Source organism: Paenibacillus sp. S33 (assembly GCF_053615415.1).
The window spans coordinates 1216342-1240789 of the sequence record NZ_JBSIEZ010000001.1 but is presented as its reverse complement, the minus strand read 5'-3'; the positions used below and the strand labels follow the sequence as shown (position 1 = coordinate 1240789).

The window sequence follows — 24448 nt, the reverse complement described above, 5'->3', positions numbered from 1 at the left end:
ACAAAAAACAATATGTTACCAGGTAGCAGCTTGCATCTTAAAACGGACGAATCGCGCTATCACAAGCTTTACAGGCTATTCGTCACATCTTAAGCGAGCTGTTACCGACAAAGTCAATTTCCATTATTAAAAATCATTGTCATTTTTCTGTTCAACGACTGCTTTCTTAATCGCTTCAATTGTGTCTATTTGGTGACTGTTTTTTTCCAGTACGGTAAACTCCCATACACCGATGGTCAGCTTTTCTCCTTGCTGGATATCAAAACGCTCTGAAAGCATCCATCCGCCAATCGTATATACGTCCCCGGCCTCAATATCCGTCTCCAAGCGCCGATTGACCTCATGAATGAGCGCCTGTGATTTGAGTATGTAACGATGATCATCTGTTTTTGTAATGAGTGGAGTTAACGCTGCGGGGGTTTCGGTGTCGGTATAGGAAGGAATGTCTCCAACAATTTCCTCCATAATGTCCTCCAGTGTGACAAGTCCAGATGTTCCACCATATTCGTCCACCAGCACCGCTACTGGAATGCGTCGTTTTTGCATCTGAATCAGCAGATCCCGAGCCTGAACCGTCTCGATAACCTGAAGCACCGGGTGAATATAAGAAGCCATCGTCGTATTCCCTGTGCTGTGCCCACGTGCCAAATCATGCAGGGCTTCCTTGACGCGAATCATTCCGATAATACGATCCCGGTCTCCATGTTCAGCTACAGGTAGAAAATTATAAACTTTATCCTCGATCAGCTCCATGAACTCGGCCACTGTTGCCTGGTGGGAGATGGAACGGATATGGATGCGCGGTACCATAATTTCCTGCGCCGCACGGTCGTCAAAATCAAATACATTGTTCAGATACCGATATTCTGTCGGTGTAATTTCACCACTACGAAAGCCTTCAGATAACGCCAAACGAAGCTCAGCTTCACTGAGTGCTGCATCTTCTTCAGATACCTTTTTGAGCCCGAATAGACCCGTAATGACACGCGATGAACGACTGAGCACCCAATTCAGGGGATAGGTCATTTTATAAAATATCGTGATCGGACGGGCAAAAAACAATGCCATGGGTTCAGCAATCTGTATAGCGAATGTTTTCGGTACCAGCTCCCCAATGACCACCTCGAAATAGGTCAAGATCAAAAAAGCCAGCAAAAAGGAGAGCACTCCCGTCAGGCCTGCCGGAATATGAGCCAATACAAACAGGGGGTGTAGCAGATGTTCAACAGTTGATTCCCCTAGCCAGCCTAGCGCCATTGAGGTTAATGTGGTTCCGAGCTGACAAGCAGATAAATACTCGTCCAGCCGAGACAGAATGTTTTTAACGGCTTTCGCATTTTTGTTGCCTTCAGAGGCCAATTGATTGATGCGAGATACCCGCACACGAATAATGGAATACTCCGAGGCCACAAAAAACGCAGTTAATGCGATAAGTAATATAACCAGAATGATATTTATCGTTTCCATAGCCCTCTCTTGCTCCGTTTATGACGAAGCAAGAAGCACCCCCTTTGACATTCATTTTTGGATGGAACCATAACATAAGTAATGATGTCCATAATCGTGTATTACCCAAAAATGACAAGGAGTAGACTATGTATGACCCTGTTAGCGAATCGCCAGCGGACTCTTTTGCACGATATCTATCCATTGATCAGCTATCAACTGATGCCCAACTGCTGTCGGATGAACCCCATCATGCAGCCAATAGGAGGCGTCCGTCTGGGTAGCTGCTTCGTTCAACATGCTCTGGAGCGGCACAAATACGGCCCCAAATTCGTCCGCAAGCTGACGTACAATACGCTGATACCCCGTTATTTTTTCTTGCCAAATATCCCATCGCGCCTCGGTAGCTCCCGTTTTCAAAATAAACGGTTCACACAACACCAGCCCGATATCGGGCATCACTTCACGCGTTTCTTCCAGAAGGTGGCGATAGGCTCGTTCAAATCGGTCCGTCACCCCGGACGGCTCCTGCTCGACGATCCGCCAGGCATCGTTCACTCCGATTAGAATACTGAGCAGGTCTGGCTTCAGGCTAAACATGTCCTCATTCCAGCGTGCATACAAATCCGAAACTCGATCCCCCGAAATTCCCCGGTTCACAAATTCTGGCTGCGTAGTAGTCAAACGGCTCCCCAATGCACCTGCGATCAGATACACATAGCTCTGACCCAGCCAATGGTTCGCGTCCTCATTTCGTCCCCTTCCTCCGTCTGTTATAGAATCTCCCTGAAAAAGAATACGTGCATGTTCTGTACTCGTCATCTTCCTAACTTCCCCCTTCACATTTTCCAATAATACCCTTATCATACCTCGCATCTTCTAAATTATAAAGCGGTTTCAAAATATAGAAGAATTATAGATTTGCCATATAGCCGGATTCACTAGCTTAATTAGGGTAGGAATCCGGGGGCAAAGGCGATCGAGTCATTTCACACCGCTCGGTACTTACACACCTCACGAAAATTACAGCCTCCGCACGCTCTGCGTGAAGGCATCGGAGTGAAGAAAGACTCGGGCTTGGGGCGATTATAGTAATCGTCATCGAGACAGGACTTCATTTCATCGATGTATCGTCCGACATTACCAACCACCTTGTCGATATCCTCTTGCGCGGGACGATATACCTCATGCTCTCCTGTCATCAAATACTCCACACGTACCTCAATCTTCTCCAAAGGAAGCTGATAGTGCTCCTGCACATAGGAAGCATACAAAAAAAGTTGGTCGGAAAAATCGCCTTCCTTGCCTGTTTTCCAATCCACGATGACCATGTCTCCATTGTCTCTACGATAGAGCAAATCCATTTTGACATACACTTTCGTCTCATGAAGGAGCATCGTATCCCACTTCTCCACTTCTACAATTCGGGCCTTTCCCTGTTGCAGTTCACGCCAAACCGCAGTACGGTACAAATTGTGTATCACCGCGTGCTGTCGCTCCTTAATAAGGGCGATCCGTTCTGGAAGCACCTCGTCGTCGTAATAAACCTCCGCCAGCATGACGCGATTTTTCGGATCTTGTAACCATAGCTCACGGTGTAGCGATTCCTTGTAGCTGTTATTCAACATGTTCTTCATAGCTGTTTCGAGGTATGCTGTGCGCGGGATAGCCCCTTTTTCCATCCATCCACGTATGACTGATTCGCACATTTGATGCGTAATATTCCCGAATAAAATATATAAGTTGCTCAGTTGCTTGAGCCGATACAACGTAACTTGCTCTTCAGTGCCCTGCGCCGAATTCCAGCCATTATGCGAGCCGTAATAATGATAATAGTATTTGCGTAAGCATTCATCGAACGTTTGAGCCCTCGATTGCGAATAGGACCAGGACGGGTATATAGCCATGACAGGCCCTCCTTCATTAAAACTATCATCTCTTTATTATAACGCAAACCCAAGCTGTATCGGCGATAAAAAGGACGAAGACTTTAACCCATGGGTTAAAGTCTTCTACTGACTGACTAGTTTGTAGACTCGCAATGAGTCCGTTCAACATTTATCAAATCACTAACATTAACAGCACCGTCCTCACGGACGTTGACAACAAGTACCGGAGTTCCCAGCATGCCGCTGATCCACTCCTTATAATCATCCACATGATCATTCGGAAGAATCGCCAAGATGACACCAGCAAAGCCACCACCATGTACTCTGCATGCGCTGTTATCTATTGACTTTAAATACATTTCTGTTAAAGCCAGTGCAACCGATACGTCTTGTTCCCGCGCAATCCCACTTCTATATACGTTTTGGAGCCATTTCCATGAGGAATTACCAGATTCGGTAACGAGCCTCAGGAAATCAGTAAAGCGCCCCTCCTCCAGTGATTTCACCTGTTCATCCACGCGTCTATTTTCTTCAAAAAAATGCAACGCCCGCAGTACTGCACGGTCTCCTGCTTTTTCCCTGACCATTTTAAGGTTGGCATATAGATCCTCCGGCAATAAGTCACGGCAAACCGATGCGTCTAAAGACTGAGCCACTGCAAACATTTCGTTGGGCACCGCCGCATAATCGTCCGTTAAATCAGCATGATTTCCACCTGTATTTACAATAACGAGGGAATATCCGTTTTGTTCAAAATTCCAATGAACAGGATTTATAATCGGTTCCTTGGGATTTTCAAAGTCAATGGAAATCAAGCCGCCATACGCACAAGCCATCTGATCGAGCAGCCCCGACGGCTTGTTCCAATAGCCATTTTCCGCATACTGACCAATTTTGGATTTAGCAACAGCATCTAACGCTCCCTCGTTATAAAAATGATTTAATATCGTACATATCAACATTTCAAAAGAAGCGGAAGAACTTAAACCTGAAGCAGAGAACACATTGCTTGATATATAAGCTTGGAATCCTCCAATACGGTATCCGAATTCAAGTAGACCAGCGGCAATGCCACGGATCAGCAGCATCGTACTGTCATCCTCCGGTTTTGGCGACAAGTCGGTTAAATCGATGACGTACTTCGTCTTGTAGCCTTCAGAAAAGAATGTAATTACAGACTCCTCCACTTTAGAAGCTGCAGCGATGGTATCGAGTGTAATACTGCCTGCCAGCACCTTCCCGTGATTGTGGTCTGTATGATTTCCACCAATTTCGCAACGCCCCGGAGCACTAAACAGTTCAATATCCCCTACACCAAAATGCTCCCGATACGCCTGTATAAGGTATTCATATCGAGTCGTTTGCTCAGAGATTTGCTGTTGACCGTACATTCGGGCAAGCACCATTTGTCCCTCTCTGGAATTCAATAGTTCCATATCCTTCATCGTATATCCCCCTAATTGTATGTGTTTTCCTATGCTGGAATGATACTATCATTATCTCAATTTTCCCTGTATGAAAGTATGGCACTTTTAAAATTTGTAAGCGCTTATTTTAATCGCTTTACTGAGCATTTTACCAATATAACAAAAAAAGAACCAGCCCCTAATTGGGCCGGTTCCTTGAATTTCTTTTTAGTCGCGTTTCAGTACATATTCCCCATCATTATTACGAGTTACTGTGGCGCCAAGCGCCTCGGCAACTGATTTGAAAGGAACATACAATGTACCATATTCATCCGTATATGGAGCTTGTGGCAGCGTCAATGTGCTTCCTTCCAATACAGCCTGTTTGGAGCCACTTTTCAGCTTAATCGTCTTACCTGTAATATCATCAATTACAGTAGTCTGTTTGGCAGCTGCATCCCATTTTAACTCGGAGCTCAGTTCGCTCGTCAGTTCACGCAATGGAATAAAGGCAGTGCCACCACGATTCTCCAAGACGTAGTAATCGTCTTTAGGATCGAAAGTTGTTTCTACTTTTGTAATTTCCAAATCATTTTTTAAAATGTTGTAGATCGGAGAATTCGCTTCAAAATTGCGCAGCGTCGCTCCCGGAGTTAATTCAGCTTGTTTATTCAAGTCAATAACACCGTTAGAAATATCCACTTTATCAGCCGTCACACTACCATTGACGTTCCAGGATTGAGTTTCGGTCAGAATTGTGAAGGACTTCACCGGAAGACCGTCCACATCTGGCAAAGCAACCGTCAGGTCTGTCGCCGCTTTACGAACATTTCCTTTTTCATCAAAATACATGTCGCTTTTCAGAACCGTGTTAGCACTCAGGACCGTTTTGATTTCAGGGGACTGTGCATACATGGTGCTAACGCCTACATCATACTGATCAACGGCCAGATCCAAATACTTTTTAACTTCGGTATAAGCCTCATTGACCATTTTTTCTTTGTTAGCACTCAGTTCCGCTGTTACTTTATCACTACCTTCAATATTCATGCCGGAAGCAATTGTTTTAGTCATATCAATGGCTTGCCCGATCAGCTCTTTCAAGCCTGCTTCGTCCTTAGCCAGATTCGCCAGGAACGGTTTTACCAATGTTACCAGCTCATCACCACGAAGTTCAGCATGCAGATGGGTCAGTTTCACTTTGTCTTTCTCACCGTATACTTCCTCGGTTACAGACGTTGCAGAAATGGTAGAAGGGTTAGGCGCATGCTTGAGCATAAGTGCAGCGGCTGTTTTCGTCAGTTCTCTCACGTCTTTGGAATATACATATGGATCAAATCCAGCAGGCAGACCGCTCAAACTCTCTTGCGAGTTCAAAGATATGTAATAAGGTTTTTTGGCACCTTCCAGTTGAATAGCCAAACCTTGGCGGCCTAAAGCAAGTTCAAACGGCAAATTATACTTATCGATGTGCAATGTACCTTTGGCAGAAGCAAGTTCCTCCGATTGTACTTTGGCTTCATCCACAGTGACGGAAATCGAATTAATCAAATCTACGATTTCCTTATCTCCTTGCGTGATTCCTTCTTTTGGAGTCAATTTAAGAGAGATTTTCTCCGTTGTCTGCTGGGATTTCACATCAAGTGTTCCCAATAAACTTTTACTTACATCAAATCCACCTACTGCCTGGCAACCTGTCAAAGCTACCATTAACAGAATAAGAGGGACGGCGATCCATTTTTTTATACTCATATTAATCCCCTTTCAAGATATTTCCGTAATCTCTTCTATTATCTCAGTGTTAACACGCATTGTAAATGAGGAGAATGGAAAATAGAACTAGTTATTTAGAATCAATTTTCAGCCTGAAGCATCCGGTAAGCCAGTAGTGCCATTTCCAGGCAACGACGTTTGTCAGGGTCTGCCAGATTTCCCTCTATGATTTCATTAATTTTATCCAGCCGATTATAAAGGGTCTGTCTGTGAATGTACAAAATTCCGGCGGTATCACGCTTGGAGCCATGGGATTGAAAATAGGCATCCAGTGTATCCAAAAGCTGCATATGGTGCTCACGATCATGCGCAATCAGCTCGCCCAAATGGTCCTCTACGAACTCTTGTAGAAATGGAATGCGGGGCACCGCCTTCAACAACTGATAGATTCCGATGCTGTCGTAAAACAACCGATCCTTCATAACTGGGACGCTTCGTGCCACTTCAATGACCTCATATGCCTCTTCAAAACTGCGATCCGTCCCCGTCATGCGATGCCTTACCTTACCAAAGCCTGCATGAATGCGCACCTTATCAAGCTGTCCTGCGGCATAGTTCTGAATATATTGAACAGTATGGGCAAGCACTTTTTTCATTTGAGCTGCGGAACGCAGTGTTAATTCCTCCTTGGCACAAAGGATGTAGCATTGACTTCCCTTCATCATCAGCAGGTTGTGCAACGTTTCTTTTTTCAACAATGAACGAAGCAGCACTAGCACATCCTGATTGATGGATTCCTTGCGTACCTGACTGGCATCCTTGTCCTGATGTTCTACCTCAATGACCCCTGCCCAAAATAAATACTGCCCCTTCGATAACAATCGCAGGCCCATCCGGGTCTGAGCCTGTTCTTCACTGGGAAGCTGTCCGCTCAGCACATCCTGAATCAATTCATTTTGATTACGCAGCAATCGGTCTTCAAGAAACTGTGTTCTCAGCACCAATGTAGCGGCTGCCTTGGCAGTGTAATCGAGTAGCAGCGACATTTCTTCCGTCGGCATTTCACTATGCAGTACCAAACCTACTGCGGAAAACACCTGACCGAAGCATACAACGGGCTGAAACAAGACGGCAGTGGATTCATTCAGGTGAAACAGCAGATGCCCCTCCCGATCGGCGGTCATACTAGATTCCACTTCATTGGCATAAAAATCTGCAATACGGTCCGCTAGATCCGGCTGGACGGAAGGTACGAATCGATTGGTTTCAATGGAAGACATGTAGATGACCTGCCGGGCTGCATAGTCATGAAGCACACGCAAGAGGGCGTTCATATCAGTGCTGCGCAGGGTTTCCTGCTGAAGCTGACGTGAAAATCGCTCCAGATCTTTTAGAAGTTCATGATGTCGGTTAATAAGTAGGGAATGAATATCTTGTGTAATTTCAACAAAACGTACTGGCTGCTCAAATACGATGACCGGGAAGTGATGTCGTTCCGCCAACTCCAGAATTTCAGAGGGGATTTCATGAATGCTCGTGCCCAGCTCCACACACAATCCTGCGGCTTCCGAGCGGATCAGTTGCTCCATATACTCGGCACGCTCTTCCCCCTTCCGGGTGAGCCACAGGCCGGTCGTCAAAATCAAGTCATGACGGCTCACAAACGGAGAAACATTTGTGATTTCTAGCACATGGACCCAACCCACAAGGCGATGTACGCCCTGTTCCCCCGCCGCCAGCTTCGCCCGCCGGAAAACAGGACGTTCCAGCACATCCGCAATGGTAAATGTTTTTTTACCGTTCATCGGCATTCTCCTTATGCTTATGTCTTTATGTCATTTTATATGACATATATTCATCAAAAAGTCGAGCCTTTAAGTCAGATAATCCGACAAAATGTATGATGTCAAGGAGCTTCACCCCTTGTAAACTGTACCTAATCTAACATGAATTGCATTTATCGGCTTGAGTCCATGTAACTAATCGGCAGGCTGCACAAAAATGATAGTGTGATTTTCTTAACAATTATTTTTAGGAGAGGTGAATGAAATGAAAATTGGGGTTCCGAAAGAGATTAAAAACAATGAAAATCGTGTCGCTCTAACGCCAGCAGGTGCAGCTCAAATGATTCAACACGGACATCATGTGTTTGTGGAAAGCCATGCAGGTGTTGAAAGCGGCTTTACAGACGGAGATTATGCCACTGCGGGTGCGACCCTTGTGCAGCAGGCTGCGGATGTGTGGGCCCAGGCGGATCTGATTATCAAGGTAAAGGAGCCCCTCCCCTCAGAATACGGGTATTTTCGACCAGGATTGATTTTATTCACCTATCTACATTTGGCTGCCGAGCCAGCACTGGCCCGCGCTTTAACAGACAACGGCGTAACCGCCATTTCCTATGAGACGCTAGATGTTGAAGGCAGCCTCCCGCTGCTTACTCCGATGAGTGAGGTTGCCGGTCGAATGGCTGTACAAATTGGAGCACAACTGCTGGAAAAACCAAAGGGTGGCAAAGGCATTCTGCTGGCAGGTGTGCCGGGGGTGAAACGCGGTAAAGTGACCATTATTGGCGGAGGGGTGGTCGGGACCAATGCTGCCAAGGTCGCCATCGGTCTTGGGGCAGATGTGACACTGATCGACCTGAGCCTGCAAAGACTGCGCCAACTGGACGATATTTTTGGCAATCAGCTCCATACGCTGGTGTCCACCCCGTCCAACATTGCTGAAGCCGTGGCGCAAAGTGATTTGCTGATCGGTGCTGTCCTGATCACTGGTGCCAAAGCTCCGCGGCTCGTAACGGAAGCCATGGTACAGACGATGCAGCCCGGCTCTGTGATTGTGGATGTGGCCATCGACCAGGGCGGCATAGTCGAGACGATTGACCACATCACGACACACGATCAGCCTACCTATGTGAAGCATGGCGTCATTCACTATGCGGTAGCAAACATGCCGGGCGCGGTACCGCAAACCTCGACGCTCGCTCTGACGAACGCAACGCTCCCCTTTGCTCTCCAGCTCGCAGATTTGGGTGTGCAGGAGGCGCTTCGCAGAAGCAAGCCACTGCTTAGCGGCACCAATGTCCTGAACGGACATATTACCTATGAAGCGGTCGCACGTGATCTGGGATATCCTTATGTTCCCGTAGAACAGGCATGGCAGGCAAAAGCCTTACAATAAGCTCAAAGAACCACACGCTCTTCCCAGCAGGGACTGAAGCGTGTGGTTCTTTTTGTGCTAGCTGTATTCACCGTGCTTACTGGATTTCAGACGATTTCTGACGAAAGGAACGTTTGGAGATGGCGATAAATATCTGTGATTTCTTCCAGCGACATGCGCACCAGTCCGCTAGACGAAGGTGCCACAAATTCATGCATCTCGGGAATGAGCGGTTCAGGCTGAAATCCCCAATTTACTTTGGATTTTTTACTGTATTCGGTGTACACGCCTTTGCCGACAAAGCAAGCAACCTTCGGGCGGTATTCCTTTAGCTTCTCGTATAGCTTCAGACGTCCTTCGGCGTATTCCTCGCGTACAATATCCTCTACTCCCCTCGTGGGACGGGAAACAATGTTCGTAAAGCCGAAGTCCAGCTTCAGCAGCTCCCGATCTTCCGATGGATCGTACAAGCGAGGTGTTAAGCCTGCTCCCTCCAGTATGCGCCAAAATCGGTTGCGCGGATTCGCATAATGATGTCCTACCTCGCCTGATTTCAAGCTGGGATTAAAGCCGATAAATACAACGGATAATCCATAATCCAGATGATCATCTACCTCATGCAGTTCTGTCTCTCGCTCTGTCATGGGCTCCTCCTTCCTCAAACCATATCCAGCGGCTGCTTCCGCGTTGGCGGAGGAAAGGCTTCGTCTATTTGTTGAAGTTGTTCAGGAGTGAGCCGAATATTTGCTGCCGCTGCATTTTCTCGTATATGCGATTCCTGCACCGCCTTCGGAATTGCCCAGACATCACCGTCCCGTATGACCCACGCGAGCGCAATTTGGGATGGAGTTACCCCGTGGCTGGCAGCAATGTCTACCATAACAGGATGCTCCAACAGCCCTCGTCGCAGGCGGCCACCTTGGGCAATCGGGCAATAGGCCATCACAGGCACTCCATGCGTACGGCTCCAAGGTAGCAGATCATATTCGATGCCCCGCGAAGCTGCGTGATACAGCACTTGGTTGACAGCGCAGGCTTCGCCTCCACTTAGGCTCCATAGCTCCTCCATGTCGGACTTGTCCAGATTGGACACTCCCCAGCTGCGGATTTTGCCCTGCTCACGCAGTTTTTCCATACCTTGTATCGTCTCTTCCAGCGGAATATTCCCACGCCAATGCAACAAATACATGTCCACGTACTCCGTTCCCATTCGGGTTAGGCTCGCTTCGCACGCTTGAGCCAGTCCTTGGCGGTCCGCATGATGAGGATACGCCTTGCTAACAAGATAGACATCATCCCGGCGGCCCCGAATGGCCTCTCCGACGATCTCTTCTGCGCTGCCCTCCGCATACATTTCAGCCGTGTCCACCAGCGTCATGCCCAGCTCCAAGCCAAGTTGAAGCGCGCGCACTTCTTCCTGGCGGAGTGATGCTTTTTCACCCATATGCCACGTGCCCTGCCCGATTAGCGGCACTTCACGACCGTCAGTCCAGGTAATCACACTTTTCTTATGTTGACTCATATGCATTCCCTCCTTAGGAGCCTGATGCCACAGGCTTGTCAAATACATGGCTCTGTGTCCAATGCTGTCCACCATCCGAGGTGGTATACATGACTGGGGCCTGCTCTGAATCCGAGAAAATAGCCCAGCCTTCCTTGGCATTTGCCATCCCGATTTGCTGTCCGCCATAACCGTCAAAGCCTTGCTTGCCATTGTTCCACGTCTTGCCGCCGTCAGTCGTCCAGCCGATGGTATTGGGCTTGTCGCACGGTGCGCAGTAACCGCCCATCCATGCGGTATTGCTATTAACCGCATAGAGCATACCTGGTGCAGCCCCTTCATTTTTGGGAACCTGGTTGTCTTGCTGGCTAATACCTGGTGCCGGACCGCCGCCAGCGGTGGTATTCGCCAGCACAGCACGCCAGCTTTGTCCACTATCGGCAGTATGCCAAAGCGAATACGACGTCTGATTCATCCCCGTATCGCCAACCAGCTCGATCCATGCGTTGCCACGTTCTACCGAACGAATAATAGCTCCATTTAGAGGCGCCTCCGTTGTCCGTGACATGACAGTAGTCCACTTTTGTCCCCCGTTAACCGTGTGTAAAATCTGAAACGAACGGTCTGTGTCCTGCGTAACTGCCCAGCCGTTTTGCTGATCATGGTAATATGGCTGTCCTACCAAGTGGCCAGGCACGGGGAGCGAAGACCAGCTTTGCCCGCCATCCTTCGTATATTGGTTGCCACTGAACCCTTCCTTGGATGATACAAAGTGTAAAAAGCCCGCTTGCCCTTGCTCAGGTACAGTCCCGACAACCTCCCAATGTTTGCCGCCATCGCGAGTGGCCAGCAGCGATCCGCTGTCTGCCATAACAGCCCAAGCCTGCTGCCCGTTCAAGGCAAAAATTTGCTGAACCGTACCTTGACCCTGATATTGCACATTCCACGTCGATCCGACTGAACCGGATGCAACCGCGTCCGTTCGGGCAATCCACCCATTTCCGCCGATCCAGCCGGATTGGCCGTCGATCAAACGCAGCGCGGTAATATTGTCCATGCGGACCTTCGCTATCGTAGTGTCTGTGGTTGCTTGTCCTCCTGTTTTCGGTGTATCTACAGTCGCTCCCGAGCCATTCGCTTGTGCCGAGGCGGCACCCTTTTGCTCATTTTGAGCCGTTTGTCCTGTTTGCGAACTTGTTTGTGAGCCTGTTTCACACCCCGCTGTCACTATGGCTACGGCGAGTAAAAGCACCCAGACCGATGTTTTTTTCTTCATTTTCGTTCATCCCCTTATGTTGGTGATATACATGGCTGTGCGGGTATTGTATTCACAGCCATGTATATTCTATGTATTACCCTGCTGTCTTCGTTTCACTCTTAAGGTGAATATACGGAATGGACTGAATGCAAACCAGTGTTACAGGATTACGAGTTTACAGGAACAAAGCCGCCTTTTTCAATGGCCCGGGTTCCTGCTTCGCTTTGCAGCCATTCGAGTAATCGTTGCATCGAAGGGCTTGGTTTCTCGCCTTCCCGTGTGACCACAAACAGTTGAGCTGTGAATGGATATTGTTTCGAGCGAATGTGCTCTTTGTTCGGCTTCACTCCATCAATAGATAAAAATTTGACCTCTTGACGATTATGCATCACATTTGCAAAATAATAAAATGAATATCCGAGCGCGTTGTGATCCTTGTTAAAATCAGCAACTGCATTAATCATTTCACCCATTATACCAATTCGGAGTTCCCGAGGAGGTTCAGCCATGTCATGACCTTTCATCACTTTCTTTTGCATATATGTTTGACTTCCTGAATTCTCCTCCCGCTGATAAGCAACGATCGGCTGATGCTTTCCCCCTACTTCACTCCAGTTACGAATAGATCCTTCATATATGCTGCGTACCTGCTCCGAAGAAAGTCCGTTAACTGGATTGCCTTTATGAACGAGAAAAATAAAAGCATCCCACCCAATGGGTGTAAGCTTCATTTGAATTCCCCGACTTTTTGCCAGGCGTAATTCCTCATCGGAAGGACCGGCCACCAGGATCAGATCCGCCTTCTTTTCGATCAAATTGACATAAGCCTGATGTGTTGTGTTGAATCTCAGTTCGTGAGCCGCACGAACCTTGTTCATTCCGGTCAATTCATGCAGCATATCCTGCGCGAATGGAATGGCCGCTGTAGCTCCATCTACTACCGGGAAATCCCTTTCCGCAATGTACGGACGTTGAGGAAGCATGATCGTAATCACCAGCACAATAATGAGCGCAGCAGATATTGCAGCTACAACCCATTGCCATCTATGGTCCACCTTTCCTTGCTTGTCGGTCACCGCAGGATAACGATCTACCCCAACCCCGACTACCATGCCAGCTATGGGTAGCAGTGCGGTCAGCAAAAACCAGATTCCGCTACGCTGTGTATATAACCCCAATACCTCTAGTACAGGTTCTGCCCAAGCGTGATAAAGTGAAAACAGCTCCCATGCTCCTCCAGACACTTCGGCAAGTTGTCCACCAGACCCTTGTATGCCTACAATCCACAACCACAGCCCACATAATAATGATAATAGCCCGGTCAGCATCAGCGAAAGCTTGCCCATGCTAGACATACGTGCACTCAAGGCACCATAAGCTGCAAAAATGAGACCGATAATCCATGCATATAGAAGTAGTATTACAAACACAGTTGTATCTGTGACACCTTCATGCCTCAGCAGAAGCTGCACTTGGGGTGCCACAACCATACTCCAAACTACATTAAACATGACTGAAAACAATCCAAACATAAACGTACCGCCCAGCCATGGCCAAAACCATGCTATCCGCACAGACTCATCCTTTTCCGGCTTGGTTATAACTCTCTTTGGATCAGACATGTACATCCCCCTATATCTAATGAATGAAATGAGACTGTAAACCATTGCTTCTTCATTGTACAATTATGGTAAAGATTAGTATACGAGAGGAGGATAAATATGTCCTTATCTGATCATCCGAATGAGGAGGCGGCACTCAAGCTGCGTATGGCAAAAAAGACCTCCCCACGGGAAAGGCCTTTTTGGTATCGAATCTTCTTTATATCGCTCTGGCATGGATCAAAAAACGGTGCTGCTTCACGTCCCAGTACCCATCACGTTGGATATCCAAATACAGACCATACAGCTGTTCTATATATTTCTCTGGCTGAAAGTCTGCAATCTGCCATTCAATGGCTTTTAAAAATAGTAGACAAGTGCAAAATACGTCGTACCTCCGTTGGCGAAAATGACTCATGCTTATTCAGCACAAGATCGAACCCGGCATCGCCAAACGGAGGGAAGTTGTCATCCTGTATAGCCATATCGTGGGCTTAAGGAATTGCTGGTAAAGCCTTTGCAAGCTCCGGTGTCATATCGTTCGGAGTAAAATAGTAATAGCGTGTATGGGGATCTGAACTAAATAAAGGTTTGATCTTGACCTGAACCAGGTAAGTGCCTTTCGTCATATTTGGAGTATAGCTATTAGATCTACGCTTTTCCAGTACAGTGCTCCACAGCTTCGGGTCTTCAATCGTTATTGCTTTATGCTTCTGTTGGATGCTTTTAAATAGCTTATAGTCTTCAATATACTGATTGGGTTGATAAGGTTCAAGCTCTTCAGTAATAATAGGAACAGCCCGTATCGAAAAAATATCCTTGGCATCAATGATCACCTTATCCGCATACCCCTTTTGCTCTAGCCAACCTGTAAGCTTGTGATAGGAAGCCGGCCAATCAAATGAAAATTCACGAGTCCAGCTCGGTTCGTTATTGGTAAAGGATGACTCTTTGTTTGTAATAGAAACACTCCCTAGGGGATATCGATGTGATTGCATTTCGCTATAACTCATATTTAATACTTCTTCTCTGAGTATATCTTCAAATTCACGTGCTTCTTTGGGATTGGTTAAAACCACTCGTCTTTCATTATCATCTACGGATTGGATATTAATCGTCTCTGCTTTTCCTTGCAGCTTATCCAACTTGTACCTCACCATTTTGTAAGGCTCTGCTTCCATCACTTTAGTCAGTTCTGTCCGGAAGGGCTTCTCCGGGAATGTATAGCGGCGAGTCATGGTGGAACCATCATCCAAACGGTAGACTATGACTGCCGATTCGACGGCCAGGTTTTTGGACAACGTTTTCTCGCCAGCTGCATGTGCACGTACAAGTTCACGATGTAAATTTAGCACAGAGGCGATATAAGCCCTGTCTTGGGAGTAATAAGCTTCTGTTTGTGCATCTCCCCCTAGAGGCTCCTCTTGCCCCACATAAACCTTTTCTACGGAGTGAGCTGTTGGAATCCGTCCCTCATAACCCAACCAACCTGAAATCGGGATATATAGTACCAGCCCCATGATCACACCGTAAACAACCATTTCCACCAAAGCACGAACACGCACAATTTGCCATGTCTTGCGGATGACCATCTCTACAACGATGTAGCCTAAAATAGCTCCAAGTGTATAGCCAAAAATCGACCAATTTACTCCTCTTGTACCTGGATTATAAAAATAATCACCTAGTACTAGCATGGCGCATAGTATAACCCCTGCCTTGAACAAAGGCTGTAAGAAAGGAAATGCTATGGCCTGAGTCGCCTTTTCGACCAAGCGTTTACGATACAAACCATAACTCAAGGCGACAAACAGCAGAGAGATACCTAAATAGGCAAGTAGCTCTATGTAGGAAAAGGCGCGCTGCGGCAAGTTCTCCACAATGCGTACAAACGGCGATAAGTTTTCCCAAACATTATTATTACTACGAAACTCCGAACCGTTAATATATTGGACAACGGTTTCTCGTACCCGCACATAACCGTATAAATTACGTTCCAGAAAACGCCCCATCATCATGAATAGAAACTGAGGCAATAGCAGCAAAACATACACTACTACGGCCTGTAGCAACGATTGTCCCACACAAGTCCCTACAAACACGGTAAAGGTAAACAGGAAAATCGTAAGGACGGATACGACCAGAGCCCACGATCCAATATCATTGATATGGAAAATATAAGGCAGTTCGATTGACGTGTTAACCCAAGCAGTTACTCCCGCAGTCAGCCACACAGGTACAAGTAAAAGAATAAGACCGCTAATGAAATGTGCCGTTAATAGATGCTCTCTACGCAAAGGTAGGCTATGATACAAATCGGATGGCCCCTGTCGCTGAACAAAACGAAGCAGCATCACGCCTGCCAGCACCGGTACGGTCATTAAAATCAATTTTTGCAATTCATTACCCGAGTTTGTGCTATCGAACAAGCTTTTTAAAACCACTTGCGGTTGTTCATCACCAATGCTCACAAACAATGGCAGCGGTACTGTAAACAGCAATCCCGCCAAGTATAATAGACCGATCCAGCCATGCTGTGTCAAGCATTGGCGAATTACGCCGCCGCTACAGAAGAATCGGTTGGATGTCATAACCTGCGTCCTCCATTTCATAAATGAAAATTTCCTCAAGCGTCAGCGGCAACAAATCGAATACATGCGGCTCATACGCTTCAATTGTCTCTGCAATCCGCTCTCGCTCACCCCGGATAATAAGCAGCAGAACACTGCCCCTCCGCTCCTTATGTACGACCGAAAGTTGGCCACAGACAGCTTCCTCATGCATGCTGTCCCGAAAAGCAACCTGCACCTTATGCGTATCAGATTTGAGGTCGTCGACCTCTTTTTCCAACAGCATCCGTCCTTGGTGCATAATGCCCACATGATCACACATGTCTTCAATCTCACGCAAATTATGAGATGAAATTACGACGGTCATCTCACGTGCAGCGGTTTCTTGGAACAAGAGATTTTTGATCATTCTGCGCATCACGGGGTCCAGACCATCAATGGGTTCATCCAAAACCAGCAGCTCAGGCATACAGCTCAAGGCAAGCAAAAAAGCGGCTTGACGCTTCATCCCTTTGGAAAATCGGTGAAGTTTGCGCTTCGGGTCCAGCTTAAAAATACCTGTTAGCTGTGTGTAGCGTTCTTCACTCCAACTTGGATAAATAGAGCGGTAAAACCGGGCCATCTGACGAATTGTCGCTTGTGGGAAGAAATAGGGAGCATCCGGCAAAAACAGAATGTGCTGCTTGACTTCAGGCTGCTCATATACCGGCTGTCCACCGATTAACACCTTGCCAACATCGGGTCGGTAAATCCCGGCAATAATTTTGAGCAAGGTCGTTTTCCCAGCTCCGTTCGAGCCCAGCAGTCCAAAAATGGAGCCCTTCTTTACCGTAAGGGCTAGCTGATCAACAGCTTTTTCTTCTGTAAATGTCTTTGTGACTTCCCTTAATTCAATCAAGGGACATCCCCCTTTCCTTTGTTTGTGTAGCTTCCACGTATATGCCGTCCACTTCCTGCTGTGTAAAACCGAAATGGACAGCTTCGATCATTTGTTTTAACAATGCCGCCCGAATCTCATCTCGCTTGATTTGTTGCGGCTGCTGCTGGGTAGGCGTGACAAAGCTGCCTTTGCCTTGAACGGAATAGATATAGCCTTCACGTTCCAGCTCACGATACGCCTTCTGAATCGTATTCGGATTCACCGTAAGTTGAGCGGACAATGCCCTTACAGAAGGCAATTGCTCATCCGGCTGAAGCGATCCGTACACGATCATTTCCTTTACCCTGTCCATAAGCTGTTCGTAGATCGGCTTGCGGCTGCGGATATCCAGCTCGAACATGGACTTCCTCCTTCCAACACTGGCTCAATTTCAATTTATATAGGTTAACTGTTCTAACTGTACTATTAACGATAGTACAGTTAGAACAGTTTGTCAATCTTTTCTTTGGACATTTCTTACAAAAATAGCCGTGATGCATCATGCATCACGGCTATCTCTCATTACCCTTCCTTTGACTCATAAGGTTCATCACGGCTTATATTCGCAAGTGTTGAACCTTCCGGCAACTTAAGATTCAGCTGGAACCGGAACGTCGCTCCTCTGGCCTCATCGCTATCCACACCAATGGAACCCCCCATCAGCTTAACCAAGTTTTTACAGATGGACAATCCCAGTCCTGTCCCTCCATATTTTCGGTTCAGTGCCGGATGAAGTTGGGAAAAAGGCTGAAACAATAGATGCTGGCGGTCTGCTGGAATACCGATTCCAGTATCCGTTACACTGAACTCAATCAGGCATCTATTTTTACGACGGCTGTAAGCCTTTCTCTCCACAAAGATATTTACACGCCCTCGCTCCGTAAATTTGATCGCATTGCTCACTAAATTCACCAGCACCTGTCGAATACGCACATGATCACCGACCAGCATTCCCGGCATTTCCTGATCCACATGCCATTCCAGCTCAATGCCTTTTTCCATAGCCTGCGTCATGAATAGGTCAGCCACACTGCCGACCACATCATCTAGCACAAAGGACTCGTGCAGCAAAGACATTTTGCCAGCTTCGATTTTGCTCAAATCCAGTATCTCGTTCAATATCTGCATTAAAGCACCGCTGCTGCTAGTAATAATGTCTATATAGCTACGCTGCTCCTCATCCAATTCAGTATCTGCCAGTAACCCTGCCATGCCTATAATGCCGTTCATCGGTGTACGGAGCTCATGACTCATCACAGAGAGAAACTCTGACTTGGCCCGATCGGCGCGTTCGGCAGACTCCTTGGCCCGAATGATCTCCTTTTCATTCGTCCTGTCTACAAAAACCATCACAGCTCCTTTTCGCTCGCCATTATCCATCAAAGGACTGATTCGATAGGAGGCCAGAAAGCTGGACCCGTCTTTTTTCCAAAATACAGCTTCCTCAGCCTGATAAGAGGCTCCGCTTCGAATCGCTTGAAGAATAGAGGACTGTTCGTCTGGAAAATGACTACCAATTTCGTCAGCATGGCGGATCATATCTATGCATGCGCCATTCAGCGGATTGGCCGAACCTACACCGAACATCTCGACAGCTGCCGGGTTCATAAAGCGGACATGTCCTTCGTTACTTAAACCCACAATTCCTTCGGATACGGCATTCAAAATAAGCGAATGCTCATTACTAAGTTTTTCAATTTGAGCAATGTAACTTTTGAGAGGGGTAACATTTTCTATAATCCCGTAGCAGCCTACAATTTCCTCTTGCACGAAAATCGGGATATTCGTCATCTTAATGAATAGACGCTCCCCCTCCTTATGTATGAATTCCGATTCATAGGTTTGCGTCTCACCCTGCTTGGCCAGTTCCATATGACGTTTGATTTTGTCCTGTTCCTCAGAGGAAGCCATGATAAGTATGTCAGCCCCAAGCAGCTCATCCTTCGTATAACCCGTAAGCTCCACCAAGCTCGGATTCACACTCAAGATATGACCTTCCATATTCACGGCGCATATCCCAAGTGGATTATGCTGAAACAGTGACCTATAACGGTTTTCACTTTCGCGCAGACGCTGCTCCATTTCCCGGTGCTCTGTAACATCCTGGATCATACCAACCACTTGAACGGGCTTGCCTGCATGCTCGTCCATTTCAGCTTCCCAGATTGAACGCAGTACCTTTTGTTCCCCATTGGGCAATACAATCCGGTAAAAGGTTTCTTCGTGAACTCCCTTTAATATAACGTTGGTGATAATCTGTTTCATGCGCTCTGTATCTTCTGGATGAACAGCCGCCATGAGCGCGTCAATACTTGTTTCAACCGGCTTGACAAGATAACCAAAAATGCTACGAAATTCCTTGGAGAAATGCATAACATTGTTGACCAGATCCCAGTCCCATGAGCCGAACATCGCCAACTGCTGAGCTTTTGCCAAATTCTCCTCGCTCTTCTGGCGCTCTGTGATGTTGCGTCCGATGGACAGTACTCGCTTGATCCTGCCCTGTTCATCCCGAATAATGCGGTACGATACTTCCAGCCACAAATAGTGCCCATCCTTATGACGAACACGCCGCTTCATAATGCCTGTTTCCTTGAAGAGTCCATGTACACGCATATAATCGGCATCTTCAACATGGTAGAATTGGAGCCGCTTTTTGCCTAGCATTTCCTGCTTTGTATAGCCTAGGAGTTTTTCCACCGAAGGAGAAATATATTGGAGTATGCCGTCCGCCGTGCTATATGAGATAACATCCGGCGTATTTTCGGTAATCAGCATGTACAAATCCTCATTATCCGAGAGCACCTGCTCCATATCTTTTTTCTCCGTGATATCCATTGCATACGCAATCAAATAAGATTGTTCGGTAGCCTCATCATCAAATATGGTTAATTCCAGCGATAGCCAGACGGATGTTCCCCGTTTATGTTTCAAACGCAGCTCTGTCTTATAGACTTGATCTGTAGCCTTAAGCCAACCTGCGTAAGCCTCCCTTAACCCTTGCTGATCCTGAGCCTCTTTATATAAGAGATGGTAATATCGGATATCTAGTAATTCCTCCTGCTCATATCCGACCATTTTGCAAAAGGCGGGATTGACGTACAGGCACTTCCCCTCCCTCGACAAAATCACGATTCCTGTCGGGGCATGATTATACATATGTTCCAGCAAAGGCAGTCGTCGAGCAGCAGAAAACACAATGAATCTCCTCCTTTGTGGTCCGGCAGTTTTTCTAACTATACCTATTCTAACATGATATGGAATTTTTATAACGGTGAGTCCGCCTCTAGATGAATGCCCTTAAAACATGTATGCACAAAAGATTGCCGATGCAGGTTCATCGGCAATCTTCGAATTATTTTTTTATACCACCCGGCTAAGAAAATGACGCAAAAATCGCTCCGCATCGACTTTAAGTGCCACGTCAACCGTAGTCAGTGCTTGAGCTTCGTTCTCATTTTGCACCTCACGGGTGCGGCCAACCTCGGCGGAATCGCCCACCTCAACGGCAATGTGCATTGGACGCGTCTCCACAAAGCTGGAATCTATCGCTAATCCTACAGCCAGTGGATCATGCAAAGCACAGCCTGCAATACCAGGTCTGAAGTTGCGATAAGCTTCCATATAAAAGTCTGTCATATCTGCCATAAACGCACCCAGCTCGGTCCCTTGCTCACGCCATTTGTCCACATCCTGCTGTGGAAGCAGTGTTTGCATCGTGACGTCCAGCCCAACGAGCGTAAGCGGAAAGCCCGCTCCCAGCACATAGGCTGCGGCTTCTGGATCGGCGTAAATATTCGCTTCAGCCGTCGGAGTTACATTCCCTTTCACTGTGACCGCGCCGCCCATGATGATCAGGCGGTCAAGCAATTGGGGCAATTCGGGACAGCGATCCAATGCAATCGCAAGATTGGTCAGTGGTCCCACAGCTACCAGAGTAAGTTTGCCTTCATAGCGACGAGCCTGTCCGATTATAAAATCAGCGGCATCCCCAGACGCAGCCTGACGGGAGGGTGCTCCTTTCAACTGATTGCCAATACCGTCTTCGCCGTGAATATGCCGGGAATAAGGTTTGAACAGCTCCCGAGCATACGGCTTGTGAGCGCCAGACACGACCGGAGCCTCTACCCCCAGTTTTTCCAGCAGAATCAGTGAGTTACGTGTTGCCTCCTCCACCGAGATATTACCAAAGGTGGTTGTAATACCGAGTAGCTCCAATTCCGGCGAATGGACCGCGTACGCAATAGCAAGCGCGTCGTCAATGCCAGTATCTACATCTAAGATTAACTTTTTGCTCATGATGACCCTCCACAGTAGAACAGCATTCTTTTTTTCATTATACACAATTTCAATGCTTATTCCCTTGGTCATCAAATTCTTTATTCGAAGACGTAAAAAAGGCTACGACAGTTATGCCGTAACCTTCTTTTAATACTTTTCAATCATTCAAGGGCACATGTTCTGACCAAATCCTAAGGCTCGATTCCCCACACCAGCTTATCATTGTGGAACAACGTTGCTTTGTTCCATTCTGCATAAGAGGTTTTGGTTGGATCGAAGGAGTAATCATTGGATTCGTCCAGGTTGGACCAGTCGCTATTGTTCATGCGGATCTGAATATCACCTGTTTGCGCTCCGGCAGCAAGCGTACCGGCAGCAGGACTGAAACCAATTTCAATATAGTTGTCTTTAATGGTGCGCAGCACGTTATCATTACCTACTTGCGCATAGTCTACTGCAGATTGCAGCTCCTGGCTGCCATCTTTCGTGAAATAGTAACGAATTTTTAGCTCACTCAGCTTCACAGGTGTTGTTCCTTTATTTTTCAAGTTGAAGAAAGGCTTGACTGCGTTATTCGCTGGATCAGTGTCCCCGGCCCGATACATTACAACCAGATCACCCGCTGGTTCTGTAGGATCTGTAGGGTCTGTTGGATCAGTCGGTGTACCTTTAGGTTCAGCACTTACCGCTGCGGAATCCTTACTTGTTCCTTTCGCATTCGTAGCACTTACAACATAGAAGTAAGTTGTTCCGTTCGTTAGTCCCTTATCCGTGAACTCTCTTTCCGTTACAAGAGGCGCAACGGCTGTAAAAGGACCTGCTTCGCTAGTGGCACGTTTGACCGTGTAGCTATCGGCACCAGTAGACGCATTCCAAGTCAGCGTTACTTGAGCATTACCCACAACAGCCTTTAAGCCTGACGGTACAGCTGGAGCTGTAGGCGCTGGGTCCACACCACCAGTGGAAGGCACGATAGCAGGGTACGCATTTTGTACCAGCATTACAAATTGATCATGGAACCATGCTCCTGAAATAGGTGCATTCGGTAAAGCATCTGTTAATGTGCCATCCTTAGTTGTATAGGTAGGATCACACATACGGTCAAAGCCTTTACCCTCATCGTTCGGAATGAGTGAGCTGGAACCATCGGAATCACCCGGAGGTTTCGCCCAGACATAGGCATCGATATGGCCAGCTGGAGCCGTTTGTGGCGGCGTTCCCATACCTGCTCCACTGTTATTACACCAGTTACCACGGTGTGAGCGTTTGTCTACACGGCCTGAGTTTACATAGGAGTTAATATCATTGCCGACTGCGGAAGTCGGACGGTTAGGTCCTCCCCATCCATTACGGCCTGTATCAATTAACATACCGAGTGAGCTCGGCCAGCCTGCGCTGACAAAATCTCTATGCAATGCCTCTGCGAAATCCGATTCATCGAAATTAGGATTCCATTCGTAGTACTTGGACGATTTGATCGGCTGTCCACCGATATTCAGATTTGGATCAGGCAAATTAGGTTCTGTCAGCGGTGAAGTGTTGGCTGTATTCGTGATAAAGCCATCTACACTGGCCAGGCCTTTGCTAGTATCTTTGAAAATGGTTGTAAACAGGGATACCGTTGCTGAACGGTTGTTATCCCAACCTAACCAACCAGAGTGACCGATATCTACGTATTTGTACACATTCGGAATCTCGTTCAGCTTATTCATTGTGTACTTCACGCCAGCTTCATAGATTCCTGTAGACTTGGCTTGTGCACATTTCGGATCATCCAGATTAGTTACCAGATTTGGCAAACTGTCTGGTTCAATGATCGCTACGATACGAATATCCTTATATTTGGGATTTGCAAAAATAGCAGCTATTTTGTCAATATAATCCTTTTTATAGGTTTCCAGACCTGCCTGGGTCAGCGGCAATTCACCATTGGAAGCCAAGGCGTGACAATCCCGTCCGGGCAGATCATACACAATAAATTCCGCCGTAATCGGTGTGCTGCCTTTCTTTTGCGCCAATACTTGGTCCAAATGCGCTTCCAGGCCAAGCTTGCCTCCACCGCCGTTAATAGCAGCGATACGATCAAGCCATACGGCTGTCGGGAATGTTTTGACCGTTTGCATTTTTGCTTTCAGATTGGCATCCGTAATTTTGGCAATCGATGTGTCGACACTAGCCGCATAATCAGGGCTAATATATTTTGTCGCCCCTTGGTAAGGATTGTCCACATGGGATTCTGCATGTATTTTATCCGTAAATCCTGCACCTGGTAGAAAGCTGCTTGCGACGAGTGATAGCGCAAAAGCATACTTCATGCTTTTACGAAGCACTTGCTTTGTTTTCAATTGCTTCACCTATCTTTCCGTGGATTTTGTTGAATCTTCCTATGTCGGCACCTGATTGTTACATGATTAAATGCGAGTTACGCCTACTCTCTCCAAAAAAAAGCGGCGTTCATAGTTGCGAAAGGTAAGCGCTTTCTATTTGTCCATGCGCTCACATTTTCCCCTTTTTGTCACCTCCTATGTTAGATTATAGTGAGCTGGAAATCTGCTGTAAATTGAATAAATTAAGGACTACATTATTAATTAGGCATATGAATTGCCACTCTAACGGTTCGTTGTGGCACCCTTTTTCTGAAACTGGTTCCTTCATTTGTTGAACATCCCTGCTATGACAAGCTCTCAGGAGATTTAGGATCGACA

At 47.0% G+C, this 24448-nt stretch carries 17 protein-coding genes; 1 reads left to right on the top strand and 16 read right to left on the bottom strand.

Going from position 1 to position 24448, the window contains the following annotated elements; genetic code table 11:
- Nucleotides 1–126: 126 nt before the first annotated feature.
- The 6 genes from ACWGXJ_RS05750 to ACWGXJ_RS05725 all read right to left on the bottom strand — a co-directional run bounded on the left by ACWGXJ_RS05750 (nucleotide 127) and on the right by ACWGXJ_RS05725 (nucleotide 8259).
- Nucleotides 127–1467 carry a CNNM domain-containing protein gene (locus ACWGXJ_RS05750; RefSeq protein WP_442434462.1) on the bottom strand — a complete coding sequence of 447 codons (1341 nt, stop codon included), beginning with the start codon at nucleotides 1465–1467 and terminating at the stop codon, nucleotides 127–129.
- A gap of 141 nt (nucleotides 1468–1608) precedes the next feature.
- A complete protein-coding gene (locus ACWGXJ_RS05745; protein WP_254329382.1) occupies nucleotides 1609–2268 on the bottom strand; it encodes an SGNH/GDSL hydrolase family protein in 660 nt (219 codons plus the stop codon).
- Nucleotides 2269–2435: 167 nt separating this feature from the next.
- Nucleotides 2436–3353, bottom strand: a complete 918-nt coding sequence (locus tag ACWGXJ_RS05740; RefSeq protein WP_209950039.1) for a PD-(D/E)XK nuclease family protein — start codon at nucleotides 3351–3353, stop codon at nucleotides 2436–2438.
- Between the two features lie 116 nt (nucleotides 3354–3469).
- Nucleotides 3470–4780: a galactokinase gene (locus ACWGXJ_RS05735; protein ID WP_452566378.1), complete on the bottom strand. Its 1311-nt coding sequence runs from the start codon at nucleotides 4778–4780 to the stop codon at nucleotides 3470–3472.
- 189 nt (nucleotides 4781–4969) lie between these two features.
- Nucleotides 4970–6493: a copper amine oxidase N-terminal domain-containing protein gene (locus ACWGXJ_RS05730; RefSeq protein WP_452566377.1), complete on the bottom strand. Its 1524-nt coding sequence runs from the start codon at nucleotides 6491–6493 to the stop codon at nucleotides 4970–4972.
- Nucleotides 6494–6594: 101 nt separating this feature from the next.
- On the bottom strand, nucleotides 6595–8259 hold the full coding sequence (locus ACWGXJ_RS05725; RefSeq protein WP_322159414.1) for a PucR family transcriptional regulator: 1665 nt from the start codon (nucleotides 8257–8259) through the stop codon (nucleotides 6595–6597).
- Nucleotides 8260–8503: 244 nt separating this feature from the next.
- On the opposite strand from ACWGXJ_RS05725, the gene ald reads away from it, so the two are divergent.
- A complete protein-coding gene (gene ald / locus ACWGXJ_RS05720) occupies nucleotides 8504–9634 on the top strand; it encodes an alanine dehydrogenase (protein ID WP_250259207.1) in 1131 nt (376 codons plus the stop codon).
- Nucleotides 9635–9720: 86 nt separating this feature from the next.
- Here ald and ACWGXJ_RS05715 read toward each other — a convergent pair whose 3' ends face one another.
- The 10 genes from ACWGXJ_RS05715 to ACWGXJ_RS05670 all read right to left on the bottom strand — a co-directional run bounded on the left by ACWGXJ_RS05715 (nucleotide 9721) and on the right by ACWGXJ_RS05670 (nucleotide 24097).
- A complete protein-coding gene (locus tag ACWGXJ_RS05715) occupies nucleotides 9721–10257 on the bottom strand; it encodes a mismatch-specific DNA-glycosylase (protein WP_452566376.1) in 537 nt (178 codons plus the stop codon).
- Between the two features lie 14 nt (nucleotides 10258–10271).
- Nucleotides 10272–11135 (bottom strand): aldo/keto reductase, encoded by an 864-nt coding sequence (locus ACWGXJ_RS05710; protein ID WP_452566375.1) that lies wholly within the window; start codon nucleotides 11133–11135, stop codon nucleotides 10272–10274.
- 13 nt (nucleotides 11136–11148) lie between these two features.
- Nucleotides 11149–12390 carry a WD40/YVTN/BNR-like repeat-containing protein gene (locus ACWGXJ_RS05705; RefSeq protein WP_452566374.1) on the bottom strand — a complete coding sequence of 414 codons (1242 nt, stop codon included), beginning with the start codon at nucleotides 12388–12390 and terminating at the stop codon, nucleotides 11149–11151.
- Between the two features lie 149 nt (nucleotides 12391–12539).
- Nucleotides 12540–13994 (bottom strand): PstS family phosphate ABC transporter substrate-binding protein, encoded by a 1455-nt coding sequence (locus tag ACWGXJ_RS05700; RefSeq protein WP_452566373.1) that lies wholly within the window; start codon nucleotides 13992–13994, stop codon nucleotides 12540–12542.
- Nucleotides 13995–14467: 473 nt separating this feature from the next.
- Nucleotides 14468–16564, bottom strand: coding sequence for a multidrug ABC transporter permease (locus tag ACWGXJ_RS05695; RefSeq protein ID WP_452566372.1), 2097 nt, complete (start codon nucleotides 16562–16564; stop codon nucleotides 14468–14470).
- A complete protein-coding gene (locus ACWGXJ_RS05690) occupies nucleotides 16539–17441 on the bottom strand; it encodes an ABC transporter ATP-binding protein (RefSeq protein WP_061831055.1) in 903 nt (300 codons plus the stop codon). The genes ACWGXJ_RS05695 and ACWGXJ_RS05690 overlap by 26 nt, the downstream gene beginning before the upstream one ends.
- Complete coding sequence (locus tag ACWGXJ_RS05685; RefSeq protein WP_254350903.1) at nucleotides 17434–17823, bottom strand: GntR family transcriptional regulator; 390 nt, start codon at nucleotides 17821–17823, stop codon at nucleotides 17434–17436. The genes ACWGXJ_RS05690 and ACWGXJ_RS05685 overlap by 8 nt, the downstream gene beginning before the upstream one ends.
- Nucleotides 17824–17984: 161 nt before the next feature.
- Nucleotides 17985–20660 carry a PAS domain S-box protein gene (locus ACWGXJ_RS05680; protein WP_452566371.1) on the bottom strand — a complete coding sequence of 892 codons (2676 nt, stop codon included), beginning with the start codon at nucleotides 20658–20660 and terminating at the stop codon, nucleotides 17985–17987.
- Between the two features lie 165 nt (nucleotides 20661–20825).
- A complete protein-coding gene (locus ACWGXJ_RS05675) occupies nucleotides 20826–21761 on the bottom strand; it encodes a nucleoside hydrolase (RefSeq protein WP_028543206.1) in 936 nt (311 codons plus the stop codon).
- A 173-nt stretch (nucleotides 21762–21934) separates the two neighbouring features.
- Nucleotides 21935–24097 (bottom strand): glycoside hydrolase family 6 protein, encoded by a 2163-nt coding sequence (locus ACWGXJ_RS05670; RefSeq protein ID WP_452566370.1) that lies wholly within the window; start codon nucleotides 24095–24097, stop codon nucleotides 21935–21937.
- Nucleotides 24098–24448 lie beyond the last annotated feature (351 nt).